The organism is Cystobacter fuscus DSM 2262 (assembly GCF_000335475.2).
Taxonomy (GTDB): domain Bacteria; phylum Myxococcota; class Myxococcia; order Myxococcales; family Myxococcaceae; genus Cystobacter; species Cystobacter fuscus.
Genome location: NZ_ANAH02000027.1, coordinates 80,769 through 105,814, shown reverse-complemented (window position 1 = coordinate 105,814; position 25,046 = coordinate 80,769). Strand labels below are relative to the sequence as shown.

The 25,046-nt window shown below is 68.1% G+C and carries 27 protein-coding genes; 5 read left to right on the top strand and 22 right to left on the bottom strand.

Annotation, left to right across the window (positions count from 1 at the left end; genetic code table 11):
* Positions 1–41: 41 nt before the first annotated feature.
* The 7 genes from D187_RS34545 to D187_RS50810 form a co-directional block, all read right to left on the bottom strand.
* Complete coding sequence (locus D187_RS34545) at positions 42–512, bottom strand: hypothetical protein (RefSeq protein WP_043432885.1); 471 nt, start codon at positions 510–512, stop codon at positions 42–44.
* Positions 509–2,053 (bottom strand): hypothetical protein, encoded by a 1,545-nt coding sequence (locus tag D187_RS34540; RefSeq protein WP_002624975.1) that lies wholly within the window; start codon positions 2,051–2,053, stop codon positions 509–511. Before D187_RS34540 ends, D187_RS34545 begins: the two co-directional genes overlap by 4 nt.
* The gene (locus D187_RS34535) at positions 2,043–3,041 is read right to left on the bottom strand and encodes a stage II sporulation protein M (protein ID WP_002624977.1); all 999 of its coding nucleotides are present in this window, start codon (positions 3,039–3,041) and stop codon (positions 2,043–2,045) included. Before D187_RS34535 ends, D187_RS34540 begins: the two co-directional genes overlap by 11 nt.
* A 72-nt stretch (positions 3,042–3,113) precedes the next feature.
* Positions 3,114–3,584, bottom strand: coding sequence for a hypothetical protein (locus D187_RS34530; RefSeq protein WP_002624978.1), 471 nt, complete (start codon positions 3,582–3,584; stop codon positions 3,114–3,116).
* Between the two features lie 63 nt (positions 3,585–3,647).
* On the bottom strand, positions 3,648–5,963 hold the full coding sequence (locus D187_RS34525) for a FecR domain-containing protein (RefSeq protein ID WP_155893806.1): 2,316 nt from the start codon (positions 5,961–5,963) through the stop codon (positions 3,648–3,650).
* On the bottom strand, positions 5,872–7,224 hold the full coding sequence (locus D187_RS50815) for a serine/threonine-protein kinase (protein WP_002624981.1): 1,353 nt from the start codon (positions 7,222–7,224) through the stop codon (positions 5,872–5,874). The genes D187_RS34525 and D187_RS50815 overlap by 92 nt, the downstream gene beginning before the upstream one ends.
* The gene (locus D187_RS50810; protein ID WP_002624983.1) at positions 7,221–9,011 is read right to left on the bottom strand and encodes an adenylate/guanylate cyclase domain-containing protein; all 1,791 of its coding nucleotides are present in this window, start codon (positions 9,009–9,011) and stop codon (positions 7,221–7,223) included. The genes D187_RS50815 and D187_RS50810 overlap by 4 nt, the downstream gene beginning before the upstream one ends.
* Positions 9,012–9,231: 220 nt before the next feature.
* Here D187_RS50810 and D187_RS34510 point away from each other — a divergent pair, with 220 nt between their 5' ends.
* Both D187_RS34510 and D187_RS34505 read left to right on the top strand, forming a co-directional pair.
* Positions 9,232–9,933, top strand: coding sequence for an expansin EXLX1 family cellulose-binding protein (locus tag D187_RS34510; protein ID WP_002624985.1), 702 nt, complete (start codon positions 9,232–9,234; stop codon positions 9,931–9,933).
* A gap of 22 nt (positions 9,934–9,955) precedes the next feature.
* On the top strand, positions 9,956–10,756 hold the full coding sequence (locus tag D187_RS34505; protein ID WP_002624987.1) for an RDD family protein: 801 nt from the start codon (positions 9,956–9,958) through the stop codon (positions 10,754–10,756).
* Here D187_RS34505 and D187_RS34500 read toward each other — a convergent pair.
* A complete protein-coding gene (locus tag D187_RS34500; protein WP_002624988.1) occupies positions 10,753–11,268 on the bottom strand; it encodes an outer membrane beta-barrel protein in 516 nt (171 codons plus the stop codon). The genes D187_RS34505 and D187_RS34500 overlap by 4 nt on opposite strands.
* A 115-nt stretch (positions 11,269–11,383) precedes the next feature.
* Between D187_RS34500 and D187_RS34495 the strand changes: the two genes are divergently transcribed.
* A complete protein-coding gene (locus tag D187_RS34495; protein WP_081713976.1) occupies positions 11,384–12,439 on the top strand; it encodes a tetratricopeptide repeat protein in 1,056 nt (351 codons plus the stop codon).
* Between the two features lie 42 nt (positions 12,440–12,481).
* Positions 12,482–13,573, top strand: a complete 1,092-nt coding sequence (locus D187_RS34490) for an FHA domain-containing protein (RefSeq protein WP_002624993.1) — start codon at positions 12,482–12,484, stop codon at positions 13,571–13,573.
* A gap of 81 nt (positions 13,574–13,654) precedes the next feature.
* On the opposite strand, the gene sctV is transcribed toward D187_RS34490, so the two are convergent.
* Together sctV and D187_RS34480 are read right to left on the bottom strand one after the other, a co-directional pair.
* On the bottom strand, positions 13,655–15,787 hold the full coding sequence (sctV, locus tag D187_RS34485) for a type III secretion system export apparatus subunit SctV (RefSeq protein WP_002624994.1): 2,133 nt from the start codon (positions 15,785–15,787) through the stop codon (positions 13,655–13,657).
* A gap of 106 nt (positions 15,788–15,893) precedes the next feature.
* The gene (locus tag D187_RS34480; RefSeq protein WP_002624997.1) at positions 15,894–16,328 is read right to left on the bottom strand and encodes a tetratricopeptide repeat protein; all 435 of its coding nucleotides are present in this window, start codon (positions 16,326–16,328) and stop codon (positions 15,894–15,896) included.
* A gap of 104 nt (positions 16,329–16,432) precedes the next feature.
* Here D187_RS34480 and D187_RS34475 point away from each other — a divergent pair, with 104 nt between their 5' ends.
* Positions 16,433–17,044 (top strand): class I SAM-dependent methyltransferase, encoded by a 612-nt coding sequence (locus tag D187_RS34475; protein WP_002624999.1) that lies wholly within the window; start codon positions 16,433–16,435, stop codon positions 17,042–17,044.
* Positions 17,045–17,119: 75 nt separating this feature from the next.
* On the opposite strand, the gene D187_RS34470 is transcribed toward D187_RS34475, so the two are convergent.
* The 12 genes from D187_RS34470 to sctR form a co-directional block, all read right to left on the bottom strand.
* The gene (locus D187_RS34470; protein WP_002625001.1) at positions 17,120–17,623 is read right to left on the bottom strand and encodes a tetratricopeptide repeat protein; all 504 of its coding nucleotides are present in this window, start codon (positions 17,621–17,623) and stop codon (positions 17,120–17,122) included.
* A gap of 95 nt (positions 17,624–17,718) precedes the next feature.
* A complete protein-coding gene (locus tag D187_RS50805; protein WP_020918479.1) occupies positions 17,719–18,864 on the bottom strand; it encodes a DUF1521 domain-containing protein in 1,146 nt (381 codons plus the stop codon).
* A gap of 284 nt (positions 18,865–19,148) precedes the next feature.
* A complete protein-coding gene (locus D187_RS34460; RefSeq protein ID WP_020918478.1) occupies positions 19,149–19,370 on the bottom strand; it encodes a hypothetical protein in 222 nt (73 codons plus the stop codon).
* A 265-nt stretch (positions 19,371–19,635) separates the two neighbouring features.
* Entirely contained in the window at positions 19,636–19,857 is a 222-nt protein-coding gene (locus tag D187_RS34455) for a hypothetical protein (RefSeq protein WP_020918478.1), read from the bottom strand.
* 149 nt (positions 19,858–20,006) lie between these two features.
* Positions 20,007–20,612 carry a hypothetical protein gene (locus tag D187_RS34450; RefSeq protein WP_020918477.1) on the bottom strand — a complete coding sequence of 202 codons (606 nt, stop codon included), beginning with the start codon at positions 20,610–20,612 and terminating at the stop codon, positions 20,007–20,009.
* A 129-nt stretch (positions 20,613–20,741) separates the two neighbouring features.
* Positions 20,742–21,221 (bottom strand): tetratricopeptide repeat protein, encoded by a 480-nt coding sequence (locus tag D187_RS34445; protein ID WP_002624783.1) that lies wholly within the window; start codon positions 21,219–21,221, stop codon positions 20,742–20,744.
* Positions 21,222–21,224: 3 nt separating this feature from the next.
* The gene (locus D187_RS34440; RefSeq protein ID WP_002624782.1) at positions 21,225–21,701 is read right to left on the bottom strand and encodes a hypothetical protein; all 477 of its coding nucleotides are present in this window, start codon (positions 21,699–21,701) and stop codon (positions 21,225–21,227) included.
* A 52-nt stretch (positions 21,702–21,753) separates the two neighbouring features.
* A complete protein-coding gene (locus D187_RS34435; RefSeq protein ID WP_002624781.1) occupies positions 21,754–22,035 on the bottom strand; it encodes an EscU/YscU/HrcU family type III secretion system export apparatus switch protein in 282 nt (93 codons plus the stop codon).
* 11 nt (positions 22,036–22,046) lie between these two features.
* Positions 22,047–23,111, bottom strand: a complete 1,065-nt coding sequence (gene sctU / locus D187_RS34430; protein ID WP_002624780.1) for a type III secretion system export apparatus subunit SctU — start codon at positions 23,109–23,111, stop codon at positions 22,047–22,049.
* A 16-nt stretch (positions 23,112–23,127) separates the two neighbouring features.
* Positions 23,128–23,946 carry a flagellar biosynthetic protein FliR gene (locus D187_RS34425; protein WP_002624779.1) on the bottom strand — a complete coding sequence of 273 codons (819 nt, stop codon included), beginning with the start codon at positions 23,944–23,946 and terminating at the stop codon, positions 23,128–23,130.
* The gene (fliQ, locus tag D187_RS34420; protein ID WP_002624778.1) at positions 23,943–24,206 is read right to left on the bottom strand and encodes a flagellar biosynthesis protein FliQ; all 264 of its coding nucleotides are present in this window, start codon (positions 24,204–24,206) and stop codon (positions 23,943–23,945) included. Before fliQ ends, D187_RS34425 begins: the two co-directional genes overlap by 4 nt.
* A 7-nt stretch (positions 24,207–24,213) precedes the next feature.
* Positions 24,214–25,029 carry a type III secretion system export apparatus subunit SctR gene (gene sctR / locus D187_RS34415; protein ID WP_002624777.1) on the bottom strand — a complete coding sequence of 272 codons (816 nt, stop codon included), beginning with the start codon at positions 25,027–25,029 and terminating at the stop codon, positions 24,214–24,216.
* Between the last annotated feature and the right edge of the window lie 17 nt (positions 25,030–25,046).

Sequence of the window (25,046 nt, the reverse complement as noted above, 5' to 3'; positions counted from 1 at the left end):
GCGCATCCAATCGTAGCGACGGCACAGGTGCCAGCTTGGTGCTAGACTGTTTCGTCGGGCAGGAGCGTCAGCAGCAACTCGTCGTCGGGCCCGCGCGGGAGCCATCCAGGAGGAGGTGGAGTGGCGAGAAGTGAATCGCCAGCCTTGTCAACGCGCTCCTTATGGGTTTCAGGAGTGTAGGCAAACCACGTGCCGAGCGCCATGGCAACCTTGAGGCGGTTTGCGTCGTCGAGCACGGTCGGCCAGCCGTTGGGGAGTTCCTCAGCAAGTTCGCGCACGAGTTGCCCGCGCACCAAACGTGTGACCTTGCGGCTTCGCTCCGCCTCGGCCACCAACCCGCTGAACACCTGCACTGCTGCGATGTCATCAGGGCCAAGCTCGTCCGCCAGTTCCACCAGAGAAGAGGTGGGGCGAGCCTCAGCGAAGGCGGTGAGCGAGTCGTAACCTCGCTCGCGGACCCGCTCATACAGCCGCGCTTTAACGTTGCCCTCCCAAGCACGTCCGTCGCTCATCCCCCACCACAGCGGATAAAGTTCATTGAGATTCTGTACCTCTTCATTTGCTTCGCGACGATCTCCAGGATCGTGTTTCGCGTCAACATCCGGCCCGCCTTGGCCTCGGCCCCGAACAACGCCTCCATGGTCATCCGGTTCCATTCACCGGGCCACGTACGCCCCAGCTTCCAGTTTCCACCACCGTGAATCGCCTGGTGGTGTGCCTGCTGAAGCGTGACGCAGAACCAGTCGATTCTCATCTTGCCCGTGAAGCCGCGCTTCTCGAACCACTCGCGAAACTCCTTCGGCATGACGTGATGACGCGGGGGCTCGGCCATGCCGGCGCCCGTCTTGCCCGTCACGCGCATGGCCCGCACCTCGGGCGCATCGCCAAGCGCGTCGCGCACGCCCCGAGGGAGGTCGCCGTGCGCCTGCGCCATCATCACGTGGCCAGCCTGAATCCGCACCGCGGCGCTGACGGCGGGCACGGAGAGGACACCCGCTCGCACCAACTGGCGCACCATCTCCACCCACTCGGCGGACACCACCATCCGCGTCCCCATCATCACCCCGTTGGGGCCCACCATGAGGCTCGCGCCGAGCACGGCGGGAGCCGCGGCGCGCAGCGCGGGCAGCGTGAACTTCAGCACCGACAGGCTGGTGAGCGCCTCCACGGACTCCTTCAGCACCAGCGCCGTCTCGAGGACCTTCGCCCCTCTGTGTATGGACTCGAGGAGTGCGGAGAACTCTTCCGTGAGGTGGCCTACCAGGGCGGGCATGTCCTCCGCCACTGCCTCCACCTGCGCTGAGTCCTCGGACGCGAGAGCGGTCATGGAGGGCTCCATCATCTTCCGCCAGCCGTCCATCCTCATGAAGAGCGTCTCCACGTCGTAGAGGCGTCGGGAGAGTGCGGCGTCGGAGAGGTTGAGGAAGTCAAACCACACGGCCAGCAGCATGGAGCCCATCATGGCGGCCTCCAGCCGTGGGCCCGCGAGGCGCAGCAGGGCGAGCTGCATGTCCGGGTCCTCCACCTCCGACGCCTCGGCGGCAAGCTCCGTGGCGGCGGCAAGCTCGGCGTCAATCCACCGCAACCGAGCTTCGCCATAATCGACATAGCGGACGAAGATGCCGTTGCCCGCGCCAGCGATGCCGAGGTTGCTGGCCCTGAGCCTGGAGAGTTCGCGGGAGATGCGGCGGGTGGAGCTGGACACCTCGCCCACGCCCTTGCGAAGGGCCAGGTGGGCGGCGAGGGCGCTCTGCCACACCGTCGCGTCGGCGCTGCCAGGGCCCACCACCGTCATCGTCTCCCGGGAGCCTCGGCGACGGTGCAGCCGCTCTGGCGCCTCGGGTCCAAGAGGAGAAGTCGGCTGGGAGTCGAGGACGAGCGGCGACTCCTCGCCCGCCCCTCCGGCCACTGCGCGCCCCGTGACGTCGTGGGGGGTGTAGCGAAGGCTCCGCCCCGGGCCAGACCGAGGCGTCAGCGACACACAGGCGTTGGACAGGAGCGCCAGGGCGAGCAGCAGCCCTGTCCCCCTCGCCCCTGATGAGTCAGCGCGCATTCCGCGCACGGCCCGCCCCGCGCATCCAATCCGAGCCGAGGTAGGCGTAGACGCCCAGGCCCACCATCAGGGCGAAGGACACCTTGAAGGCCACCGACAGCTTGGGCGGGTGGATCTGCGAGATGGTGCCCTCGATGAAGCCCGCGAGCACGAAGAGCGCGAGCGTGCCGAAGAGCAGCCGCACCGCGCGCACCGCCTCCTGACGCAGCGCCACGCCGCGGGGCAGTCCTCGCGGCGCCACCTGTCCCCGGGCGATGACGAGGCCCGCCGCGCCCGCGATGCAGATGGCGGTGATCTCCGGAATGCCGTGCGGGAGGATCCACGCCCAGAACCAGCCCGCCATGCCCTTGGCGGTGTACACCTGCGCGAGCGCGCCCAGCATCAGCCCGTTGCTGAAGAGCATGATGCCCGTGCCCACGCCCGCGGTGATGCCCAACGCGAAGGCGAGGAAGGCCACCTGGATGTTGTGGGTGAAGAGGAAGGTGGTGAACTGGGCCTGCTCGCCCACGCTCGCCCCCTGCCCCGCGGCCTCGTCCCGGGCGCGTTGGAGGGGGTCCAGGCTCAGGTGCTCGGCGGGGACGAGGTAGGGACCGGCGTCCGGGTCCACCAACATGCCCAGGTAGCCGAAGCCCAAGCCCGCGAGGAACATCAGCACCGACGCCGCGTACATGCGCCACTCCTGGCGCAGCAGGGCGGGAAACCCCCGGGCGATGAAGTTCCACACGTCCGCGAACCTCGGCCGCTCGCCCGGATAGGTGAGCGCGTAGGCCCGGCCCACCAGATCATTGAGGTACTCGCTCACGTCGGCGGCGCCACTGCGCGCGCGCACCCACAGCAAGTCACTGGAGACGGCACGGTAGAGCCGCCCCAGCGAGCGGGCCTCCTCGAGTTCCAGGGCACGCAGCCCCTTGCCCTCGGCCTTGTCGAGCAGGGACTCCAGTTGCTGCCAGCGCGGCCGGCGCGCCTCGATGAACTCGGGCATCTCCATGCCCGGTCACTCTAGTGGAGTGTCCGACAAGTTTTTCGACAGAGTCAGGACAGGAGGCGGTCCACCCTTGGGCTAGACTGTTTCGTCGGGCAGGAGCGTGAGCAACAACTCGTCATCGGGCCCGCGCGGGAGCCAACCGGGGGGTGGGGGCGAGGCGAGGAGTACATCACCAGCCCTGTCGGCGCGCTCCTTGTGGGTTTCTGGGGTGTACGCGAACCAGCGACCAATTGCCTTGGCCACCTTGAAGCGGTTGGCATCGTCCAGCACAGTCGGCCACCCATCGGGAAGACTCTGGGACAACATGCGCACGAGCACATCACGCACGAAGCGAGTGACCTGCTTGCGCTGCTCCGCCTCGGCGAGCAACCCGCTCAGCACCTGCACCCCTGCGATGTCATCCGGGCCCAACTCGTCGGCCAGCGCCACCAAGGAGGCAGTCGGGCGTGCCTCGGCGAAGGTAGTAAGCGAATCGTAACCCCGCTCGCGGACGCGCTCGTACAGGCGCACCTTCCAGTTACCCTCCCAGGAACGTCCGTCGGTCATCGCTCATTTCCCTCGACAGCGGACGAAGTTCATCGGGCTGAAGAGAATCTTAAGCCCGGAGCGCTACTGCGGCAGAGGCGGGAGCAGGCCCGACCAGCCGAGAGACACCTGCCCTCCCCAGGTGCCCCAGACTCTCGCTCCCTCCGGACCGAAGCCCCGGCGCACCGAGGCGCCCACTTCGAATCCGCTCCACTTCCAACGGGCACCCACCCCGGCCGCGTAGGCATGGGGTCCCGGAGCCTCGAGCGTGGCGTCCACCAGGGCGTTCACCTCGGCCCCGAGCGCCAGGGTCGGCAGGGGCAGGAACCATCCCTGGTACGCGCTCTCCCAGGTCGCCCGCGTCCGCCCGGGCCGCAGGGCGTACCCCTGGCTGGTGGACCAGGCCCAGCGCTCCCACTGTCCGCCCGCGATCAACGCCGGCCGCAACCACGCGCCGCGCGCCTCTCCGGCGAACGCCGAACCCGCGAACAGTCCCTCGAAGGAGAGCAGCACGCGCAAGGTGGGGAGATCCGACAGCAGGACCCGGCCCGACAGCGAGGCGGACAGCTCACGGGAGAGTGCGTCGGGGCGCACCGCCAGCGCCGCACCCAGGGCCACGCGCTCGCCCAGCCGTCCCTCCACGGAGAGCGCGGCACGACCGCCCGCGACGTCCTCTCCCGAGGGGGCCGCGCCGGTCTGGGCGCGCAACTCGACGAGCAGGGAGCGCGGCAGGAAGGCGGTGGGCAGGGCCGAGGCGTCGCGCCGACCGCCCGGGGGAGCACTCAGCGCAGACGTCAGCGCCACCTCGGGGCCCGCCGGAGCCGCCGGAGGAGGAGGAGGAGGAGGCGCGACGGCAAGCGGAGCCTGGGCCTCGAGCCGCGCGAGGGGCGTGTCGCCCCAGAGGGCCTCCACCGAGACGAGCCGTCCATCCCGCTCGGAGGGAACCACGAGCGCCAGCCACGAGCCATCCGTCTGACGTGACAGGGCATCCACCCAGGTGCCCTCCAGACCGCGCAGCGTCAGCGCCGTGGGGGCCACGTCCAGGGGTTGGCCCTGCTCGTCGAACACGCGCAGCCGCGCCTGGAACGTCTCCCCCAGGGGCTCGAGCGCCAGGGTCGCCTTCGGAAGCGACACGGTGAGCGTCAACCGCTCCGCGGGCGCGTCGGGCAGGCCGCGGGGCCGCAGTTCCAACGTGTGCGCGCCCGGGGTCTCCACGCGCAGGGGCAGCGTCACGGGAGCCCCATCGAGCCGCGCGTCCAGGGACTCGGCGCCGTCCACGGAGAACTCGAGGGGAGGCGCGCCCTGGAGTCCCTGGGGCCCGAGGGTTCCGCGCTGCGTCTTCACCCGGAGCACCTCGACCCGGCGCACGGCGGAGGCCCGGCCCAGTAGACCCGCGGCATCCACGGCGCGCACCCGCGCGAAGTACTCGCCGGGCGCCAGCGCGGGCACCACGGACTTCAACGGCTCTGGCCCGGCGGGGACCGTCTCCGAGTGCAGCCGATCATTGAAACGCTCGTCCCGCGCGAGCTCCACCCGGTAGGACGCCGCGCGCGGCACGGGCGCCCACGGCAGCGTCTCGTCCACGCCCGCGCCCTCCAGCAACAGCCGCACCGAGCGCACGCCGCCCACCCACTCCGGCGCCTCGGGCAGCGGGCGGGGCTTCTCGGGCACCTTGCCCTTCTCCACCCGCGTCCCATGGTCCCGGGGCACCTGCACGCGCTGGCCCTGGGCGGCCACCTCGGCCTGGCCGTCGAAGACGGACAGCCGCGTCATCTGCTGCGCGTCCACGCCGACAATCAAATCCCTCGAGCGCGAGTCCACCGTGGCCGCCGGCATCTTCACGCCCAGCGGCTCGCCGCGCAGCTCCGCCAGGGACACGTTCAGCTCGCCCTGGAGCAGCTCCACGGCACCGGACTTCTTCACCTTGTCGGACGCCTGGGCCTCCTGGCCGTAGATGACGACGAGTGCGTTCTCGTTCATCTGCAGCCGGGTGAGATCGCGGAAGGTCACCTCCGCGCCGGCCGAGCGCAGCGTGTTGACGGAGTCCAGGCGCCACAGGCCCTGGCCGGTATTGGCATGGAGCCAGTCGGGCTTGCCGGCGCGCTTGGAGTTGACCTCGGGCTTGACGAAGGTGAGCCGGGCGTCCGGGTCTCCCTTGATGCGCAGCCGCGTGCCCGGCTTCAGGGTGTGTGGCGGCGGCCCCATGGAGTTGAGCGCGTGCAGCTTCGCGGAGCCCGCGGAGGCGTCGCCGAAGAACCTGCGTCCCACGCTGGCGCAGGTGTCTCCCGGCTGGACCACGTACACGTCGTCATCGGCCTGTTGGGCCCGGGCCACGTCCGGACGGCCCAGCACCAGGAAGAGGAGGAGGCAGAGAACCCTGACGTTTGAGTTTCTGGGCACGAGATACCTTCCGGGTCAGATCCCTCGGGTCGGGAGGAAGGGGGATGAAGTCGAACACGCCCCCCTCCAATGCGCCTGTCACCAGCTCCCAGTCCTCCGCGGGACCGCACACCAGGACAGGCGGAACATCCGGGCGCGCGGCCAATTCCCTCGCCCGCGCGAGCGACGCACGCCCCTCGGCGATGACGAGCAGCGCGCCAAAGCCGAGCAGGGGCTCGGCCGCCCCGACGAAGCGCGCCTGGAAGCCGCACGTGGTGAGCGACTCCACCAGACGCGCACCGGCGTCGGTCCGCTCGGACAGCACGGCCACGGGCGCGCTCCCCACCACGGGCCCCGGCGGAGCCACTTCGCGCGGCGTGGGCCGCCCCGTCTTCTTGCCCTCGCCCCGGCGCGCGGGAGGAGCACCCGACACCGGCTCGGCGAGCACGGCGAGCAGCTCCTCGCGCATGGCCGCGGCGTCCACCGGACGCGCCGTGGGCAGCTTCTCCATCGCCCGCATCACGGCGGACTCCAGACGCGCCGGGAACGACAGGTCGGGCCGGGCCTCGCGCAACGAGGGCACGGGCCTGTAGAGGTGCGCGGCGGACACTTCCACCGAGGGCCCCACCGGGAAGGGGGGCGAGCCCGTGAGCAGTTCGTGAAGCACACACCCCAGCGCGTAGAGATCGCTCCGCCCGTCCACGAGCCCGCCCCGCATCTGCTCCGGGGACATGAAGCCGGGAGTGCCCACGGCGGTGCCCACCTGGGTGATGCGTGTGTGCCAGGACTCACTCAGCGTGGCGAGGCCGAAGTCGAGCACCTTCACGCGCTCGCCCTCCGGGTGGGACTCCAGGAAGAGGTTCGCGGGTTTGAGATCCCGGTGGACGATGCCGAGCGCGTGGGCGGCCCCCAGCACCTCCAGCACCTGGACGGCGAGGCCCACGGCGCGGGGCACGGACAGCACGCCCTCGCGCAGGAGCACGGCCTCCAGGGACTCGCCGGACACGAGCGCCATGGCGATGAAGAGCAGCTCCTCGTCGGCCCCGAAGTCATACACCTCCACCGAACCCGGGTGGCGCAGCCGGGCGAGCACCTGGGCCTCGCGATGGAAGCGCTCCACGAAGCCCGGAGTGCTGGCGACATGCGGGTGCATCACCTTGAGGGCCACGCGGCGGCCGAGGCCGAGCTGCTCTGCCTCGTGGACCACGCCCATGCCGCCCTCGCCCAGCGCGCGGACGATCTGGAAGCGCCCGGCGACCACCTGCCCCGGAACGAGCCTCACACCGGCACCTCATAGGTGCGCGTGGCGGCGGAGCGGCCATGCAGCCGGCGCTCGCCCACGGGCACCAGTTCCACGGAGTCGTCGCCGATCCGCTCGCGCGTGGCCTCGCTCACGAGGATCTGCCCTGGCTGGGCCATGGACTCCAGACGCGCGGCCACGTTCACCGTGTCACCGATGACCGTGTAGTCCATGCGCTTGTCACTGCCCACGTTGCCGGCCACGGCGAAGCCGGTGTGCACGCCCATGGCGAGCTGGATCTCGATGCCCCAGCGCTCGCGCCAGCGCCGGTTGCCCACGTCGAGCCAGCGGCGCAGATCCTCGGCCGCGAGCACCGCGCGCTGGGCGTCGTCGTCGTGGGACTGGGGCGTGCCCCAGACGGCCATGATGCAGTCGCCGATGAACTTGTCGATGATGCCCCCGCGCCGCTGGATGATCTCCGTGGCGAAGGTGAACAGCTCGTTGAGCAGCGCGACGATGACCTCCGGGGGCTGGGTCTCGGACAGGTGGGTGAAGCCCACCACGTCCGCGAAGAGGATGGTGACCTCGCGGCGCTCGCCCCCGAGCCGCAGACGCTCGGGGTGGGAGACGACCAACTCCACCACGTCCGGAGACAGGTAGCGGCTGAGGGCGGTGCGCGCCTGGGTCTGGGAGAGCAGCTCGCGCTCCTTGGAGGCGAGCGTGCGCGCCATGTCCTCGAAGGCGCGGCCCAGGGTGCCCACCTCGTCCGAGCGCCGGGTGACGCGCTCGCCCACGCCGTGAAAGGCGCGCTCGGCGAGGGCCCGGGTCGCCGCGACGAGATCGCGCAGGGGCCGGGTGAGCTGCCGGGCTCCGAGCAGGCCCGCCCCCAGGGCCACCAGGGCCGCGAGCGCGAGCGCGGCGAGGATGGAGCGGCGCATCTCCGTCAGCGACGCATAGGCCACGGACTGGGGCTGCTGCACCACCACGGCCCAGCCATGTTCGGACAGGACCTCCAGCGAGCCGAGCATCTCCTGGCCCTCGAGCTGGAAGTCGGAGATGGCGGCCATGTCCGTGGAGAAGGAGGCGTCGCCGCTGAGCGCCGCGAAGAGGCCGTGCCGGGAGAAGTCCTCGCGGACCGCCACGCGGGCGGGGTCGGCGTGGAGCACGAGCCGCCGCCGCTGGTCCACGACGAAGACGTTCTCGCGCGCGCCGAGGAAGCGCTCGCCCAGCTCCCCCATCAACGCGCACAGCTCGCCGAGCTTCACCTGGGTGCCGAGGATGGCGCGCGGGCTGCCGTCGCGAATGATGGGGAAGAACACCTCGAGCACGGGTCCACCCCGTGCCCCGGTGCTCACGTCGCGCACCACCAGGTGCCCCCGGGAGGAGAGCGTGTCGAGCAGGGAGGCATCCAGGCGGGAGGCGATTCGAGGAGCGGGCACCTCGTCCGCCTTCACCGTGGTCACGCTCTGGCCGTTGGGGGCGTAGAGCGTGACGAAGTCGATGTCGCCCAGGGAGGCCACCCGCGAGCCGACGAGGGCGAAGCGCGTGGCATCGTCCCCCAGGCCGGGCGCGAAGAGGAGCTGACCGAGGCCCTCGAGGTCCTGCTCGACGCGCGCGAGCGAGCCGCGCACGGAGCGCTGCACGTCCCCCACGAGGGAGCGGTGCAGGTGGCGCACGAGCTCCTCCAGGGCCAGCGCGTTGGTGTCCATCATCTTCCAGCCCAGCCCCACGAGCGGAGGCAGCGCGCACACGAGGATGAGGAGGAACAGGCGTGTGAACAGCGAGACGCCCCGGCGGGTCTCCGGAGGAGACGCGGAAGTGGCGTCCATCGCTGGCTCAGCGGATGGAGGAGAGGAGGTCCGGGGCGTTGCTGGGTCGATCATTTCCGTCGCACACCGGGCAGCCCGCGCCACCGCCATGGCGATGCTCGTTCCGGGTGCCCCCCACGCCAGCCTAGCAGACCCCCCTCCGCGAGTGCATTCCACGCCACCGGGTGCGCCGTGAACGTAGAATGCCCGCTCGCTCTCCACTCCTTTGAGGATGTCCATCATGCGCACCGAGAGACTCGTTGCTGGCCGTTGGTTCGCGGCCCCCCTGTTGTGGCTGTTGGCGGGCTGTGGCGACACGAGCTCCGGCGGCCCGCTCCTCCCCCTGGGCGAGTACCAGAACGGACTCATCACCTTCTATGACGCGACGGGCGCGGGCAATTGCAGCTTCGACGCGAGCCCGAACGATCTGGACGTGGCGGCGATCAACATCGGCCAGTACCAGAAGAGCGCGATGTGTGGAGCGTGCGCGGAGGTGGAGGGGCCGCTGGGCACCCTGCGCGTGCGCATCGTGGACTCGTGCCCGGACTGCCCGGACAAGGGGCACCTGGATCTCAGCCGCTCGGCGTTCGCGAAGATCGCCAACCCGGTGGATGGCCGGGTGCCGGTGCGCTGGCGCATGGTGACGTGCAACACGCCCGGCCCCGTGCGCTACCACTTCAAGGACGGCAGCAACCCCTGGTGGACGGCCATCCAGGTGCGCAACCACCTGGTGCCCGTGACGAAGCTCGAGGCCTGGAAGAACGGCGCCTGGGTGTCGCTCCCGCGGGCGGACTACAACTACTTCGTGGACGACAAGGGCCTGGGCTCGGGCCAGGTCAAGCTGCGGGTGACGGCGCTGGACGGCCAGACGCTGGAGGACACCCTGCCCGGGGTGGGCGACAACAAGACCTTCGACGGCAAGGCCCAGTTCCGCGCGCCCTAGCGCGTGCGGTAGCCTCGCGGGCGTGACGGACGCGCCCGCCCCCCTCCTCGACGGCATCCATACCGTGCTCACGCCCGAGTACGTGGAGTTCCGCTTCACGCTCGCGGGCCTCTACTCGCGCTTCCTCGCCTGGCTGGTGGACGCGGTGCTGGTGATGATGGGCACGAGCGCGCTGCTCGTGGGGTTGAGCCTGGGGATGGCGGCGTTCCCCGGCTTCGCCAGCGCCCTGGGCATCGTCCTCTATTTCCTGGTGGACTGGGGCTACGGCATCACCCTGGAGTCGGTCTGGAGCGGGCAGACGGTGGGCAAGAAGCTCTTGGGCCTGCGCGTCATCCAGCGCAGCGGGGTGCGCATCGGCTTCCACCATGCCGCGCTGCGCAATCTGGCGCGGCCCGTGGACCGGCTGCCCCTGTTCTACCTGGTGGGGGGCGTGACGGCGCTGCTGTCCGGCTCGCACCAACGGCTGGGGGACATGCTGGCGGGCACGCTGGTGGTGCGCGAGCGCCGGCTCAAGCTGCCCTCGGCCATTGGCGTCCCGGCCGGCCAGGGGCTGCTGGCGGATCCACTGTTCGTCTCGCGGGTGAAGCGCCTGGGCACCGAGGCGCGTGAAGCGGTGCTCTCGGCGGTGCTGCGGCGCGAGGAGCTGAGCATGGAAGCACGCCTGCGGCTCTTCTCCGTGCTCGGCGCGAAACTCCAGGAGCTGCTGGCCATGGAGAAGCCGGCCCACCTCTCGGACGAGAAGTGGACCCTGCTGGTCGCCGCGGCCCTGCTGCCGGCTTCGGGGGGCGCGCCCACGGTGCGAGGGCGCGCGGTGGCGGCCTAGAAGTAGACGGCCGCGCCTCCGGAGAGGATGAGCGAGGTCTGCACCCGCTCGTTGAGCGCCAGGTAGAAGTTGTACTGGGCCCGGACGCCCAGGCTGATGGAGTCGGAGACGAAGAAGTCCAGGCCCGCGTTGGGCCCCAGGCCGACGTAGTTGGAGTCTCCCGCCGGCTTGAAGACGTGCAGGTAGCTCAGGTCCGCGCCCAGGTAGGGGCGGATGGACTCCTCCAGGAAGAGGTAGCGCACGCCCAGCGACGGAGCGATGCCCACCACGCGCTGCCCGCTGATGGGATCGTAGGGGAAGGTGAGCTTGGTGAGGGACACCACCTCGAAGCCGCTCTCGATGTAGAGGCTGGCGTCGAAGCCGATGAAGAAGGTCTCGGAGAGACTCTGCGTGTTGTTGAAGTTCATGTAGCCCGCCGACAGGCCCAGGCTGCGGTTGGCGAACTGGGCGTGTGCGGGAGCCGCGGACAGGAGGGCGGCCAGCAGGGCGAGGGAGAGGAGAAGCGAGCGCATGGGCGCGTACTGTAGCGTCCCCCCCTGGCCGCTTCCCCCATGAATCCGCGAGGTTCGCGTCATCGAGGAGTGGACGTTGATCCCCTGGGGGCGCGTCTCCTACACTCCCGCCGCCATGCGTTCTCTCCGCCCCATGCTCGCCCTGCCGCTGTTCCTCGTCTCCGGGTGCATCAACACCCCGCCGCCGTCGGACCGCGCGCTCGTCAACAACGAGCTGTGCGTGCAGGAGCTCGACAAGGGCAACTGCAAGCAGGCGGAGGTGTATTGCGACCTGGGCCTCGAGTTCGCTCCCCAGTACGCGGACCTGTGGACCAACAAGGGCCTCATCGCCCTGTGCATGGAGAACAAGAAGCAGGCCAAGGAGTGGTTCATCAAGGCCATCCGCTACAACCAGGACCAAGCCTCCGCGCACATGAACCTGGGGAAGATCTACCTGGACGCGGGCGACTACGGGAAGGCGCACGACAGCTTCCAGCGCGCGCTCAAGGTGAACCCGGACTACATCGAGGCCCGCTACAACCTGGGGCTCACCTTCCTGAACATGAAGAAGCTGGAGAAGGCGGAGAAGGTCTTCCTCACCCTGCTGGCGGTGGATTCCAACGTGGCCCAGGTGCACCACGACCTCGGGCTCGTCTACTACCAGATGGACGACAAGACCAAGGCCGTGGAGGAGCTGGGCCGGGCGGTGCAGCTCGCCCCCAGCCTCAATCCGGACTGGTGGAACGACCTGGGCGCCGTCCTCATGGAGCTCAGCCGCTTCGAGGAGGCCCGGCAGTCCTTCGGCAGCTGCGTGGCGCTCAGCAACGAGCACTCGCAGTGCCTCAACAACCTGAGCATCGCCCAGCGCAAGGCGGCCCTGACGGACTCGGCCCTCAAGGAGTTCCGGGACACGCAGCGCGCGGAGAACACTCCGAGTGCGCTCTTCGAGCTCGCGCGCAAGTACAAGAGCCAGGGGCTGCTCTCCGAGGAGGAGCGCGCCTACAAGGACTGTCTGAAGCTGGACGGCAGGTTCGCCCCCTGTCACTACGGCCTGTTCCAGCTCTACGCCGAGGGCCAGAAGCGCCAGTCGGCGGAGATTGCCTGCAAGAACTTCCTCAAGTATGGGGCGCTGGACGAGTTTCCCGCCGAGATGCAGACGTGCGAGAAGTTCCTCAGCGCGCAGTCGTACTAGCCTCCGCGCTCCCCATCCTCGCCCTTCCCGTCCCCCGCTGCGATGAGTGTCAGGCTTACGGTCAAGCAGAGCAGTGAAGCCGGTGGCAAGCCCACCGAGCACGTCCTCGACGAGCCCGTCATCACCCTGGGACGGGACAAGTCCTGCCAGGTGGTGTTGGCCCAGCAGGCCGTGTCGCGCAACCACGCCCGCATCACCCAGGAGGGCAACCTCTTCTTCCTGGAGGATCTCGGCAGCGCCTTCGGCACCCAGGTCAATGGCAAGCCGCTGCCCAAGGGTGAGAAGCGGCTGTTGCGCAATGGCGACGTCATCGCCATCGCCCAGTTCGACGTGCGCTTCGACAAGGTGACGGACCTGCCGCACGACGTGGACTCGCAGAAGACGTCCTTCGTCGCCCGCAACATGGTGAAGGACGTGATGCGGGGCCTCGCCGGCGGCGAGGAGCGCTACCTGCGCGTGATGAACGGCCCGCGCGCGGGTGAGCGCCTGGAGATCCCCGACGCGAAGGAGTTCGTCATCGGCCGGGATGACTCCGCGGACGTCATCTTCCGCGACGATCTCATCTCCCGCCGGCACGTGAAGGTGCGGCGCGACTGGTCCGGCACGCACGTGGAGGACCTGGGCAGCCGCAACGGCATCAAGCTCAACCGCAAGCGCGTGTCGCGCAAGCTGCTGCGTGACGGGGACGAGCTGGAGGTGGGTGGCGTCCGCTTCGTCTACGTCTGCCAGTCCGAGGCGCCCGAGGAGCAGTCCGAGCCGCTCCTGGCGGACGTGGCCGCGGGCTCGGGAGAGTCCACCAGCGAGACGCCGCTCCTGCCCGCGCCGCGCAAGCGCGCCCCCGTCGTGGAGAAGAAGGAGGAGCCACCTCCCGAGCCCGAGCCCGAACCCGCCCCCGAGGAGTCGGAAGCGGCCGCGGAGGAGCAGGAGGAGGAGAAGCCCGAGGAAGAGCAGCCCTCGGAGCCCGAGGCGGAGGAGAAGCCCGCGGACGAGGAGTCCCCCGCCCCCGAGGAGGAGGCCGCCGTGGAGGAGAGCGCGCCGCCCGAGCAGGGCATGAAGCGCTACATCCCGGTGATGGTGCTGGGCCTGTTCGGCGTGGTGGCGCTGGGCGTGCTGATCGTCCTGATGGCCGCCTGACGTCCCGCCCGGGGCCAGCGCCGAGCGCGGCCGCCGGGAGCGGGGCTCGCCTCGCGCGAGGCGGGCCCTCGCCGGGGACACTCAGCGCGTGGAGATACGGGCCACGGGCTGGATGTTGAGGTCCGGGGACAGCTCCTGGAAGCTGACGACGGAGAAGGGCGGGTTGAACTCGTACTCGAGCAGCTTGCGCACGTAGCGCCGGATGTCCATCGCGGTGAGGATGATGGGACGCTGGGCGCTGGGCGGCAGGTGTCCGCACTCGGCCTTGACGGCCTGGACGATTTCCTGGGCGATGTCCGGCTCCAGGGCCAGGTGGGTGCCCGCGGAGGTGCGCTTGATGGAGTTGCGGATGGCCTCCTCGATCTGCGGATCCAACAGGTAGACCACGAGCGTGCCCGTGCCGCGCGCGAACTTGTGGGACACGTAGCGCCGCAGGCTCGCGCGCACGTGCTCGGTGAGCATCACGTTGTCGGCCTCCACCTGGCCGAACTCGGCGAGCGACTGGAGGATGCTGCGCATGTCGCGCACGGAGATCTCCTCCTCCACGAGCCGGGCGAGGATGTCGGTGAGCTTGAGCACGTTGATGACCTTGGGCACCACCTCCTTGACGATGGCGGGGAAGGCCTTCTCGAGCTGATCCAACATGGACTGCGTTTCCTGCACGCCGATGAACTCGCGCGCCTGGCGGCGCAGGATGGCCGCCAGGTGGAGGATGATGTAGCCGGGCACGTCCCAGGTGGTGAGCCCCGCGGCCTCCAGCGTCTCCTTGTGCTCCTCGGGCACCCACGCCGCCGGCTGACGGGTGGCGGGGTTGATCGCCTCGAAGCCCTGGATGCTCATGAGCTTCAGGCGCTCCACCGTGTCATTGACGAGCACGTGGCCGATGGTGGCCTGTCCCGTCACCACGGGCACCTCGTTGATTTGAATCTGGTAGGCGCCGGGCGACAGGTTCGGGTTGCCGCGGGCGCGCACGCCGGGGAAGCGCACGCCCAGCTCCACGAAGAGACCATCGCGCATGAAGGGAATGAGCTCGAAGAGGAACTTGCCGTTGTCCTGGCGCGAGTCCACGTAGGGCACCAGCGCGTCGGACACCTCCAGCACGATGGGGGTGACAACGGGGATGAAGAGCTCGGAGTCCGGGTTGATGGGCTCCTTGGGCGCGGGCTCCACGGCGGCCGGCGTCTCGCCCGCGGCCGCCTCTCCCGGCAGCGCCATGCCGCCGGTGTCCTCGCCCGCCGCCACCGCCTTCTCCTTCTTCATCATGTTCCACGAGGCGTAGCCGGCGAGCCCACCGAGGATGAAGAAGGGAATCTTGGGCAGACCCGGGATGAAGCCGAGCACGCAGAGCATGGCGGCGGCGATGGCGATCGCCTTGGGGTAGGCGGTCAACTGGCTGCCCACGTCATGGCCGAGGTGCTGGCCCTCCTCGTCGCCGCCCACGCGCGTCACGATGATACCGGCGCAGGTGGAGATGAGGATGGCGGGAATCATGCCGACCAGACCGTCACCGATGGTGAGCAGCGTGTACTTGGTCGCCGCGCTCGCCACGTCCATGCCCTTCTGCATCACGCCGATGACGAGGCCGCCCACGATGTTGATGACGGTGATGATGATGCTCGCGATGGCGTCGCCCTTGACGAACTTCATCGCGCCGTCCATGGCGCCGAACAACTGGCTCTCGCGTTCCAGGTCGCGGCGCTTGCGCTTGCCCTCGTCCTGGTCGATGGAACCCGCGCGCATGTCCGCGTCGATGGACATCTGCTTGCCGGGCATCGCGTCCAGGGTGAAGCGCGCGGCCACTTCCGCCACGCGCTCGCTGCCCTTGGAGATGACGATGAAGTTCACGATGACGAGGATGACGAAGATGACCAGACCCACGACCATGTTGCCCTGGACCACGAAGTGGCCGAACGCCTCGACCACTTCTCCCGGGTCTCCCGTCAGCAGGATGAGACGCGTCGTGGAGACGGTGAGCGCCAACCGGAACATCGTGGTGATGAGCAACAGGGTCGGGAACACCGACAACCGTAGCGCCTGCGGCACGTAGAGGGAGATGAGCAACAGCACCACGGAGATGCTGATGTTCAGGGTGAGCAGCACGTCCAGCAGCAACGTGGGCAGCGGGACGATGAGCATCCCGATGATGGCCACCACCACGACTGCGAGGACGATGTCGGAGTATTTGGAGAGAAAGCCGTTGCTCTGGGCGGACATGCGGCCCGCGATACTAGCGAGACCCCGTCTCTTTCCCAAGCCTCCCCCCCACCAGGGGCTCGTCATGCTCGGCCCGTCCCGGAGCGGACGAGCGTGAAGCGGGGCCCTACCCTTCCTGGACCTCCCCCAGGTCCCGCTGGGCGTCTTCCGCGCTCTGCCACGCCGCGTCGGCCAGCACCCGCGCCCGCTCGGTGAGGGGATCCTGGTTGTCGGGATCCAGTTCCACCACGCGAGAAAAGTCGCGCGCCGCCTCCAGCGTGTTGCCCAGCCGCAGGTGCACCTCGCCGCGGTTGATGAGCGCGGCCGTGTCCTCGGGGTTGAGCTGCAGCGCCTGGTTGAAATACTCCAGCGCCTTGTCGAAGCCGTCCATCGCCAGGCAGATGGCCCCGAGCGCCGTGCGGTAATACCCCTCCGTGGCATCCCGCTCCGCCAGTTCCTCGAAGAGGACACGGGCCTCGTCGTACCGCCCCTGTTCGTACAGAAGGAAGGCCTGCATGGCATTCACGAGCAGGTCGGGTTTCTGGGAGTCGGAGTTCGCCATGGTGGGTGCAGTCCGGAAAAACAGGCGACCGGGACCATACTACGCCCGCGCGAACGGGCGGAAGCCTCCTCGACGAGCCAGTCCGGCGGTCTAGGATGGCCCCCATGGACATCACGCGCGCCCAGGAGATCTTCGAGCAGCTCTACTCTGGCTTCTCCGGCTACGACATCGCCCGGCACGAGAAGGAACGCACGGGCCTGCAGGAAGCGGGAACCACCTATGGCGAGGTGGTCCCCCTGGCCTTCCACGACGTGCTCAACGAGGCCGCACCCGGGCCCGGGGAGGTCTTCTTCGATCTCGGCTCGGGAACGGGCAAGGCCACCCTCCTGGCGGCGCTCACCTTCCCCTTCAGCCGGGTGGTGGGCATCGAGCTGTTCCCCGGACTGGGAGACGCGGCGCGAAAGGTGCTCGCCCGCTACGAGGCCGAGGTGCGGCCCCAACTGCCCGCCGAGTACGCCCAGCAGCGCATCGAGTTCATCGACGGGGACTTCCTCGAGCAGGATCTCTCCTCCGCCGACGTGCTGTTCGCGCACGGCACGTGCTACCCGCAGGAGACGATGGAGCAGCTCACCCACAAGCTCGAGGAGCTGCGCCCCGGCGCGCGGGTCGTCCTGGCGGGGCAGACCATCAAGACCCCGGCGTTCGCCTTCGTGAAGATGAAGGTGATGCGCACGGACTGGGGCACGGCACTCGCGACGATCTACCGGCGCCAGTAGCCCCGCGAAAACTCCGGGAGGACCCGGGAAGAGGGAGCGGGGAAGAGCGCCCCCTCCTCCAGGCGGGCGGGACGGCTACGACTTGGAAGCGGCATCCGCCGCGCTCTGCAGCGACGCCAGGGTGATGCGGGCGCGCTTGGTGTTCTCGCGCTTGCCCTCGGGGTCGTACTTCAGCACGGACTTGATGTCCTGGAGCGCCTCGACGACGCGGTTCTCGCGCAGGAACAGCTCGCTGCGCCCCACCAGCGCATCCACGTTGCCGATGTTGAGCTCGATCGCCCGGGTGTACTCCTCCATGGCCTCGGGGATCTGCTCGAGCTGGACGTAGACCGCCGCCAGGTTGCAGTGGAAGACGCTGTCATGGGGCGAGGCCGCCACGAGCCCCTTGAAGATCTCCAGGGCATCCTTGAGCTTGCCCGTGACGAGCAGCTCGTGGCCGCGGGTGGCGATCTCATAGAGGCGATCGCGGGGAATGCCGAGGAACTCCGCCGGGGAGATTTCTCCCAGGACGAGTCGCTCCCCCGCATCCGCGGGAATGGCGAGCGTTTTGGACGCGGGCTTCTGCTGGGAATTGCTCATGGAAGTACCCATGGGGAGAAGATGGGGAGAAAAAAGAAGGCGGGAGAAGCCTCGAGGACTTTCCCGCCTTGCGAGTCTAGCGTGAGGACGTCGAATTAGTAACGCGGCCGGAACTGGCTGATGCTCTGGCGGAGCTGCTCCAGGGCCATCATGCGATCCATCATGCGGCCGATGTCCTGGAAGCTGGTCTGCAGCTGGTTCTGGCGGTTCTGCAGCCAGGGCAGCGGGCGGGGGGTCGGGCGCTGCGACTCGAACGGGTTGCGGTTCTGCAGCTGCTTGGTGAGCTTGCTGAGCGTCTCGAACACGCGCGACAGCTGGCCGAAGAGGTTGCTGAGCTTGTCGAGGTAGGTGTTGCCGGCCTTGGGCGGCACGATGCCGGTGTTGCCATTGGGGGTGGCGGCGCCGGGCTTGAGCTCGTTGCCGAGCTTGAAGGACTCACCGCCGTTGTTGCTGCCGATGACCTCCTTGCCCTGGAAGGACCAGTCGTCGGTCTCCTTGCCCATGACGAACACGTCCTTGCCGCCGAAGCTGTTGGCGTGCGCGTAGCCGTCCTGGGTGACGTTGCCGACCTTGCCCTTGCCCTTGTCGATGTCCGTGACCTTCACCCGGTCGTTGCCGGAGATGATCTCCAGGCCGCCGGTCACGGTCATGTTGTTGTCCGCGGGCACGGTGGAGACGTTGATGCGGGTGCCATCGCCGAGCACGAAGGTGCTGTCGCGCTTGAAGTCCCACTTGCCGCCGTCACCCTCGTCGACGTGCGGGTCACCCCACACGCGCGTGGACTTGCCGTCCGGACCGGTGATCTTCCACTCGTGCTGGCTCGTCGCCTCGATCTTGTAGCCACCGGGGGTGGTGATGACGCCGTTGGGGCTCGTCTTCAGGCTGCCCGAGGGGTGGCTCGAGTCGGTCGGCGAAGGACTGGCCGGCGTGCACGGACCCGAGGTCCCCACGACCGCGTTGAAGATGTCCATGATCGAGCGGTTGGGGGGGAAGAGCTGATCCGCCGAGCCAGGCACGCCCGCCGCACCCGCCGCCGTGGTGCTCGTGGTGGTGGTGGTCGTCGTCGTGGTGGTGGTCGTGGTGGTCGTCCCCTGGCCGATGCCGGCCAGTTGCGACCCCAGCTCATTGAGCAACCCCTGGGCCGTCTGCAGCGCCTGCGCTGCGGACAACACATTCTGCTGCTGGGGCAGAGCCGTCATGACACCACGAGCAACGTTGCTGATGTCCTTGATGGAAGACATGGGATTTTTCCTCCAGCCCGCTCGGGGCTGAGTTGATTGATGGGGGGACCGACAGCGACCCTACAAACAGATTATCGGAATCTGAGTGCCCGAGTTTCCGGTGCATTTAAATGCGATTTCCAAAAGTTTCGGAAACCACCGGGAACGATTGGGAACGATGACCCGACGGAGGCCCCCCACGAGCGGCCACAGGGGAAACGAAACGAAACCGGCCCCGTATGGATTCCCCCCGAGGGGAGAGCCATACGAGGCCGGTTCTGGAAGCTCGCTTGCTGGAGGAGCGACTACCCGCCGATGTTCTTGATGACGGACATCGCCATCTCGTGCATCTGCTTCATCATCTGGGTGATGAGCTGCAGAAGTTCCTGCTCCTTCTGCATCTTCATCTGCGCCTCGAGGAAGGGCTTCATCTCCGCGGGGGCGTTCGCCAGCATCTGGTTCTGAGCCGCGGACAGACCGCCGATACCACCCTGCGCGTTGCCGACAATACCCATCAAGGAACCCATGGTGTTCTCCTCAGGCCCTCTGTCGGGGCCGAAATCGGGGGGGAAACAAACAGCTTACAAATTGATTATCGGCCCACGCGCTCCGGAGTTTCCTGCTGATTTTCTCCACCCATTTTTCGGGCTCCTGGGAGCGCGAGGGCGGCACCACCGGAAGAAGCCGACACGGACCCCAGGCACGAAAAAAAGAACCGGCCCCGTATGGAGCCCCCCCTGACGGGAGGACCATACGAGGCCGGTTCTGGAAGCTCGCTTGATGGAGAAGCGACTACCCGCCGATGTTCTTGATGACGGACATCGCCATCTCGTGCATCTGCTTCATCATCTGGGTGATGAGCTGCAGAAGCTCCTGCTCCTTCTGCATCTTCATCTGCGCCTCGAGGAAGGGCTTCATCTCCGCGGGGGCGTTCGCGAGCATCTGGTTCTGAGCCGCGGACAGACCGCCGATACCACCCTGCGCGTTGCCGACAATACCCATCAAGGAACCCATGGTGTTCTCCTCAGGCCCTCTGTCGGGGCCGAAATCGGGGGGGGCGAAGCAAACTGCCTACAAACTGATTATCGGCCCATGCGCTCCGGAGTTTCCTGCTGATTTCCTCCGGCTTTTCCCGGGGCCGCCGGGCACTCTTGGGGGGGGGGCTAACCCTTCGTTTTTCCGAGATCAGGGCTCTGGATCCACGTCTTGAAGGAATCGAGCTGCTGGGTCTCGGTCTTGGGCGTGATGGGCTCGGGGACATGCCCGTCCAGCTGAGCGACGACGGGCGCCCGGCGAGGGGGGCTCTCGAAACCATCCTGGGCACCCCGGGCCCGCTTGGGCGCGGGGGCCGACTTCGAAGCCCCGGCCGACTTCGTGGGAACCCCCTCGGCGAGGTTCACCTTGGAGAAGGCCGCGGGCACCGGCGGCGCCCCCTCGGGCCACTCCATCTGCCCGGAGAAGCCCACCGTGACGAGCCGCTCCTGCATGAACTCCACGCACTCCATGATGATGGGCGGAGGCGGAAGGACGGGATCCTTCATGAAGCGCACGAAGGCGTTCTTCACGTCCACGTAGAGGTTCATGCTGAACGGCGCGCCCACCTTGGTGTTGGCGAGCAGCTCGTACATCTTGCGCATCACGGGTTGCGCCGTCCCCTTGGCCGTACCGGCCTGCTTCTCGAGCGCAGCCAGAAGCCGATCCCGCTTCGCCACCAGTTCGGGCGGCTCGACCGGGACCGCGTACTCTGACTTCGACTTGCCTTTCGCCATGAACAGGCCTCTTCAAGGGGGGGGATGAGACTTCCTGGGGAAGTCAGCGGTCATACTAGGAAGAAACGAACTAACCGATCAAGCTTGCCGCCCGGGAATTTACTTCTCACAGCGCAATATTCGGGCCACTCACCGCTGGAGCAGTCCGCTGAGGATCGCGGCGGCCTTCTGGGCCAGGGGCTCCTGCTCGGGAAGCAGGGAGGCCACGCGGCGCAGATCCTCCACCGCCTGGGAGCGCTGCCCGAGCGACAGCCGGACCTCGGCGCGGCCCACGTAGGCCTGGGCGTCACGGCCATCCAGCTTGAGGGCGACGTCGTAGGCGGCCAGGGCGCCCTGCGCGTTGCCGGCGGCCATCTCCACCACCCCGAGCGCCTTGGCGAAGTAGCCGTCCGCCGGGTTGACGGCGTAGAGCCCCTGGAAGAGGGTGCGCGCCTCGGCGATGCGGCCCTGGTAGAAGAAGACGTAGGCCGTCTTGGCGATGGCGTAGAGTTCCTCGTCGGTGTAGCCGCGCACGTCGCGCAGCGTCGCCTTGCCCTCGGCCCACCGCTGGAGCTGAGCGGCGAGTTTCGCCTCGTCCTGGTTGTTGTTCACGCGCTGTGCGGTGGCCATCGACTAGTACCCCTCCTCCTGCTGCTCCTCGCGCATGCGGCGCTGGATGTCCTGGATGTCGGCGTGCACCTGGCTCACGAGCGAGAGCATCTGCGCCTCGCGCTGCAACAGGCCCTTGAGGCGCTCCATGCGCTCGGGCGTCGTGTTGATGAGCGACAGGCTGCGCTCGAGCAACTGCCGCTGCTCGGTGTCCGCGCGGCCCGCCACGCTGCCCAGGAAGGGCCGGTCCGAGAAGCCCTCGAGGTCCGCGTCATGGCCCCGGGGCTGGGGAGGCGTGGGCAGCCGCAGCTCCTCCGAGGAGTGCGCCGGACCGATGAAGTCCAGCAGGGCCGCCGAGGCGAGCGCTGGATTCTTGGGGTTGCCAGCCTTGCGCTTCTTGCGGTCGAACTGCGAGGGCTCGACCAGCTTCTCGCGAACCGCGCGGGGTCCCCCCCAGGGCCAGAGTGGCGCTCGGGGGGGTTGGTTGTTGATTTTGGCCATGGCGGGGGCGGATTTCACTCCAGGAGGGGCGGTGCCGTCCAGCCCCTACCCCTCAGCGCTTGCCGCCTGCCTGCCCGGCGCGCTGCAACTCGTAGACGAAGTTGAGGATCTCCGCGACCGCGTCGTAGAGCTCCTCGGGCACTTCCTGGCCCACGTCCACCCGGTAGAGGGCGTTGGCGAGCGCCACGTTCTTCATGAGGGGGATGTTGTTCTGGCGGGCGATCTCCCGGATCTTCTCCGCCTTGAGGCGCAGCCCCTTGGCCACCACGCGCGGCGCCGCGTCCTTGTCCTTGTCGTACTGGAGCGCGATCGCCATCTCGACATCGTCGTTCATGGGAGTGCCTCTCAGGCCCGCGCCGCGGGCGTGTCGTTCTTCAGGCCGTAGACGAAGTTGAGCACCTCGGCGACGGCATCATAGAGCTGCTCGGGGACTTCCTCGCCCACGTCCACGCGCAACAGCGCATGCGCCAGGGGCACGTTGCGCAGCGTGGGCACGTCCCGCTCGCGCGCGAGCGCCTTGATGCGCTCGGCCCTGGAGTCCAGCCCCTTGACGATCACCCGCGGCGCCGTGTCCTTCTCCTTGTCGTACTTGAGCGCCACGGCGACGTGGTCCGGGTTGGTGACGATGACGTCCGCGCTCTGCACCGCGTGCATCTGCGCCTCCTCCAGCATCTCGTGCGCCACCTGCTTGCGGTGGGCCTTCTGGTGCGGATCGCCCTCGCTCTCCTTGTATTCCTTCTTCACGTCCTCCTTCGACATCATCTGGTCCTTCATGTACGCCTTGCGCTGCCACCAGACGTCGAAGATGGAGAAGAGGAAGAACACCATGACGACGCGCGTGGCGACGATGAAGATGAGCTCGCCCATGATGAACAGCGTCACGTGCACGTCGCGGCGCACCGACTCCATCACCATGGGCATGGCGCCCTTGAGCGCCCCGTACGTCACGTAGCCGGCCACCGTCATCTTCAGGACGTTCTTGATGATCTCGACGATGGTCTTCTTGGAGATGAGGTTCTTGGCGCCCTCGATGGGGTTGAGCTTCTCCGGCTTGGGGATGAGCGGATCCATCGTGAAGAGCGCGCCCACCTGGAGGAAGTCCAGCAGGCCGCCCATGATGGCCACCGCGCACACCACCGGCAGGGACACCAGCAAGATGGATTGCAGCGTCAGGGAGGCGAGCTGGTAGGTCGCCTGTTGGATGTCCTCCGGGTGCGCGATGTGCTCGAAGCTGAAGTGGAAGAGCTCGGTGATCTTCTGCTCGAACGTGGACCAGATCCCCTTGACGACGCCCAGGCCCACCACCAGTCCGGCCACGCCCGTCAGGTCCTTGCTCTTCCAGACCTGGCCCTTCTTCCGGGCGTCATCGAGCTTCTTTTGTGAGGGTTCTTCTGTTTTCTCGTCGGACATGGAGCGTTTCCCCGGCTCAACCGAGCAGGCGCAGCGCGTCGCGAAGCAGGGCCAGCATGTGGACGAACTCCTGCTGCATGCGGCCCATGATGAGGCTCAAGGCGATGGAGGTGACGACGACCGTGGCCAGGGGCTTGAGGGACTGGGCGAGGAAGGACACCTGCACCTGGGACGCCATGCGGTTGATGGCGCCCAGCGCCACGTCCGTCACGAAGGCCGTCAGCAGGGTGGGCGCGGCCAGCGCCATGGCGATGGTGAGGATGTCCGCGAAGGAGCGGATGAACAGCTCGAAGAAGGGCCACGAGCCCGAGCTGAAGCGCGGAAAGCGGTCCAACGGGACGATCTCGAGGCTCTCGGCGATCGCCTGGATGATCAGGTGGTGGCCATTGAGGGTGAAGAACATCACCACCGACAGCTGCCCCTTGAGGTTGGCCAGCAGCGTCACCTTGTCGTTGACCAGCGGCGCCTGGAGCTGCGCGCTGTTGGTGCCCGCCATGGAGTCGGCGAGGTTGCCCGCCACGCGCGCCGCCTCGAACACCTTGCTGACGATGAGCGCGAGCGACACCCCGATGAAGATCTCCTTGAGCAGGAGCGCGATGTAGGGCAGCGAACTGGTGGGCAGCGCCCCGATGCGGTGGCGCACCAGGGGGAACATCACCGCGGAGAGCGTGATGCCCACGCCCATCTTGATCTCCGGAGGCACCTGTTCCTCGCCGAGCAACGGCGAGAGCACCAGCACCGGCATGATCCGGCACATGAGCAGGCCCATCGTGAAGATGGCGAGCGAGAAGTTGGCCTGCTCGGTCAGCCGGGCGATGACTTCGGAGACGTTCATCGGATGAGCACGGGGAACTGCTCGAAGATGAGGATGGTGAAGCGCGCGAACTGGCTGCCCATCCACGGGCCCATCAGCGCCAGCAGCAGGAACACGGTGATGAGCTTGGGCGCGAACGAGAGCGTCTGCTCCTGGATCTGCGTGGTGGCCTGGAAGACGGCGATGATGAGACCCACCATCAGGGCCATCAACACCGGGGGCAGCGACACCATGATGACCAGGGTGAGGCCTTGCTGGACGATGCTCGTGAGCTGATTCATGGGCGTCTCACAGGTAGCCGACGACGAGGCCCTTGGCGATGAGGTACCAGCCGTCGACGACCACGAAGAGGAGCAGCTTGAAGGGCATGGAGACGGTGGTGGGCGACAGCTGGTTCATGCCCAGCGCCTGGAGGATGTTGGCCACCACCATGTCCACCGCCAGGAAGGGCACGAAGAGCAGGAAGCCGATCTGGAAGGCCTGCTTGAGCTCGGACACCACGAAGGCGGGGATGATGATCATGAAGTCCCGCTCGGTGAGGGCCGCGCGGTCCTCCTCGGTGGCGCGCAGCCTGGCCAGGTTGAAGAAGAGCGAGCGATCCTTGGCGGTGATCTTCTTGTTGAGGAAGGCGCGCAGGGGCTCCTTGGCCTTGTTGGCCGCCTCCAGCAGGGTGCCCACCGACTCCGAGGACAGGAGGCTGGGCCCCTTGGCCATGATGTCCACCTCGGCCGCCCGGTACATGGCCTGACCCACCGGCGCCATGATGTAGATGGTGAGGATGATGGCCAGGCCGGTGATGACCTGGGTGGGCGGAATCTGCTGGGTGCCCAGCGCCTGGCGCACGATGGACAGCACCACGGAGATCTTCACGAAGCTCGTCACCATCATCAACACGAAGGGGACGAGCGACAGCGCGGCCAGCGCCAGCATGAGCACGAGCGGCCGCGAGGCGAAGGACTCGGGGTTGACCGACTCGACGGCCACGGCGGAGTCCGGGCCCGAGCCACCGCGCCTGGCGGCGAAGGCGAGGACGGGCTCCAACGCAAAGACCAGGCCGAACAGCCAGGGTTTGAGACGCGGGACGGGGAGGCGAACGCTGGGCATGACTCTCACGGGTCGGC

What these genes read in the sequence shown, in the direction of transcription:
- D187_RS34545 (WP_043432885.1), bottom strand. Translation starts at nt 512, where the DNA reads ATGAGCGACGGACGTGCTTGGGAGGGCAACGTTAAAGCGCGGCTGTAT.
- D187_RS34540 (WP_002624975.1), bottom strand. Translation starts at nt 2,053, where the DNA reads ATGCGCGCTGACTCATCAGGGGCGAGGGGGACAGGGCTGCTGCTCGCC.
- D187_RS34535 (WP_002624977.1), bottom strand. Translation starts at nt 3,041, where the DNA reads ATGGAGATGCCCGAGTTCATCGAGGCGCGCCGGCCGCGCTGGCAGCAA.
- D187_RS34530 (WP_002624978.1), bottom strand. Translation starts at nt 3,584, where the DNA reads ATGACCGACGGACGTTCCTGGGAGGGTAACTGGAAGGTGCGCCTGTAC.
- D187_RS50810 (WP_002624983.1), bottom strand. Translation starts at nt 9,011, where the DNA reads ATGGACGCCACTTCCGCGTCTCCTCCGGAGACCCGCCGGGGCGTCTCG.
- D187_RS34510 (WP_002624985.1), top strand. Translation starts at nt 9,232, where the DNA reads ATGCGCACCGAGAGACTCGTTGCTGGCCGTTGGTTCGCGGCCCCCCTG.
- D187_RS34500 (WP_002624988.1), bottom strand. Translation starts at nt 11,268, where the DNA reads ATGCGCTCGCTTCTCCTCTCCCTCGCCCTGCTGGCCGCCCTCCTGTCC.
- D187_RS34495 (WP_081713976.1), top strand. Translation starts at nt 11,384, where the DNA reads ATGCGTTCTCTCCGCCCCATGCTCGCCCTGCCGCTGTTCCTCGTCTCC.
- D187_RS34490 (WP_002624993.1), top strand. Translation starts at nt 12,482, where the DNA reads ATGAGTGTCAGGCTTACGGTCAAGCAGAGCAGTGAAGCCGGTGGCAAG.
- sctV (WP_002624994.1), bottom strand. Translation starts at nt 15,787, where the DNA reads ATGTCCGCCCAGAGCAACGGCTTTCTCTCCAAATACTCCGACATCGTC.
- D187_RS34480 (WP_002624997.1), bottom strand. Translation starts at nt 16,328, where the DNA reads ATGGCGAACTCCGACTCCCAGAAACCCGACCTGCTCGTGAATGCCATG.
- D187_RS34475 (WP_002624999.1), top strand. Translation starts at nt 16,433, where the DNA reads ATGGACATCACGCGCGCCCAGGAGATCTTCGAGCAGCTCTACTCTGGC.
- D187_RS34470 (WP_002625001.1), bottom strand. Translation starts at nt 17,623, where the DNA reads ATGAGCAATTCCCAGCAGAAGCCCGCGTCCAAAACGCTCGCCATTCCC.
- D187_RS50805 (WP_020918479.1), bottom strand. Translation starts at nt 18,864, where the DNA reads ATGTCTTCCATCAAGGACATCAGCAACGTTGCTCGTGGTGTCATGACG.
- D187_RS34460 (WP_020918478.1), bottom strand. Translation starts at nt 19,370, where the DNA reads ATGGGTTCCTTGATGGGTATTGTCGGCAACGCGCAGGGTGGTATCGGC.
- D187_RS34455 (WP_020918478.1), bottom strand. Translation starts at nt 19,857, where the DNA reads ATGGGTTCCTTGATGGGTATTGTCGGCAACGCGCAGGGTGGTATCGGC.
- D187_RS34450 (WP_020918477.1), bottom strand. Translation starts at nt 20,612, where the DNA reads ATGGCGAAAGGCAAGTCGAAGTCAGAGTACGCGGTCCCGGTCGAGCCG.
- D187_RS34445 (WP_002624783.1), bottom strand. Translation starts at nt 21,221, where the DNA reads ATGGCCACCGCACAGCGCGTGAACAACAACCAGGACGAGGCGAAACTC.
- D187_RS34440 (WP_002624782.1), bottom strand. Translation starts at nt 21,701, where the DNA reads ATGGCCAAAATCAACAACCAACCCCCCCGAGCGCCACTCTGGCCCTGG.
- D187_RS34435 (WP_002624781.1), bottom strand. Translation starts at nt 22,035, where the DNA reads ATGAACGACGATGTCGAGATGGCGATCGCGCTCCAGTACGACAAGGAC.
- sctU (WP_002624780.1), bottom strand. Translation starts at nt 23,111, where the DNA reads ATGTCCGACGAGAAAACAGAAGAACCCTCACAAAAGAAGCTCGATGAC.
- D187_RS34425 (WP_002624779.1), bottom strand. Translation starts at nt 23,946, where the DNA reads ATGAACGTCTCCGAAGTCATCGCCCGGCTGACCGAGCAGGCCAACTTC.
- fliQ (WP_002624778.1), bottom strand. Translation starts at nt 24,206, where the DNA reads ATGAATCAGCTCACGAGCATCGTCCAGCAAGGCCTCACCCTGGTCATC.
- sctR (WP_002624777.1), bottom strand. Translation starts at nt 25,029, where the DNA reads ATGCCCAGCGTTCGCCTCCCCGTCCCGCGTCTCAAACCCTGGCTGTTC.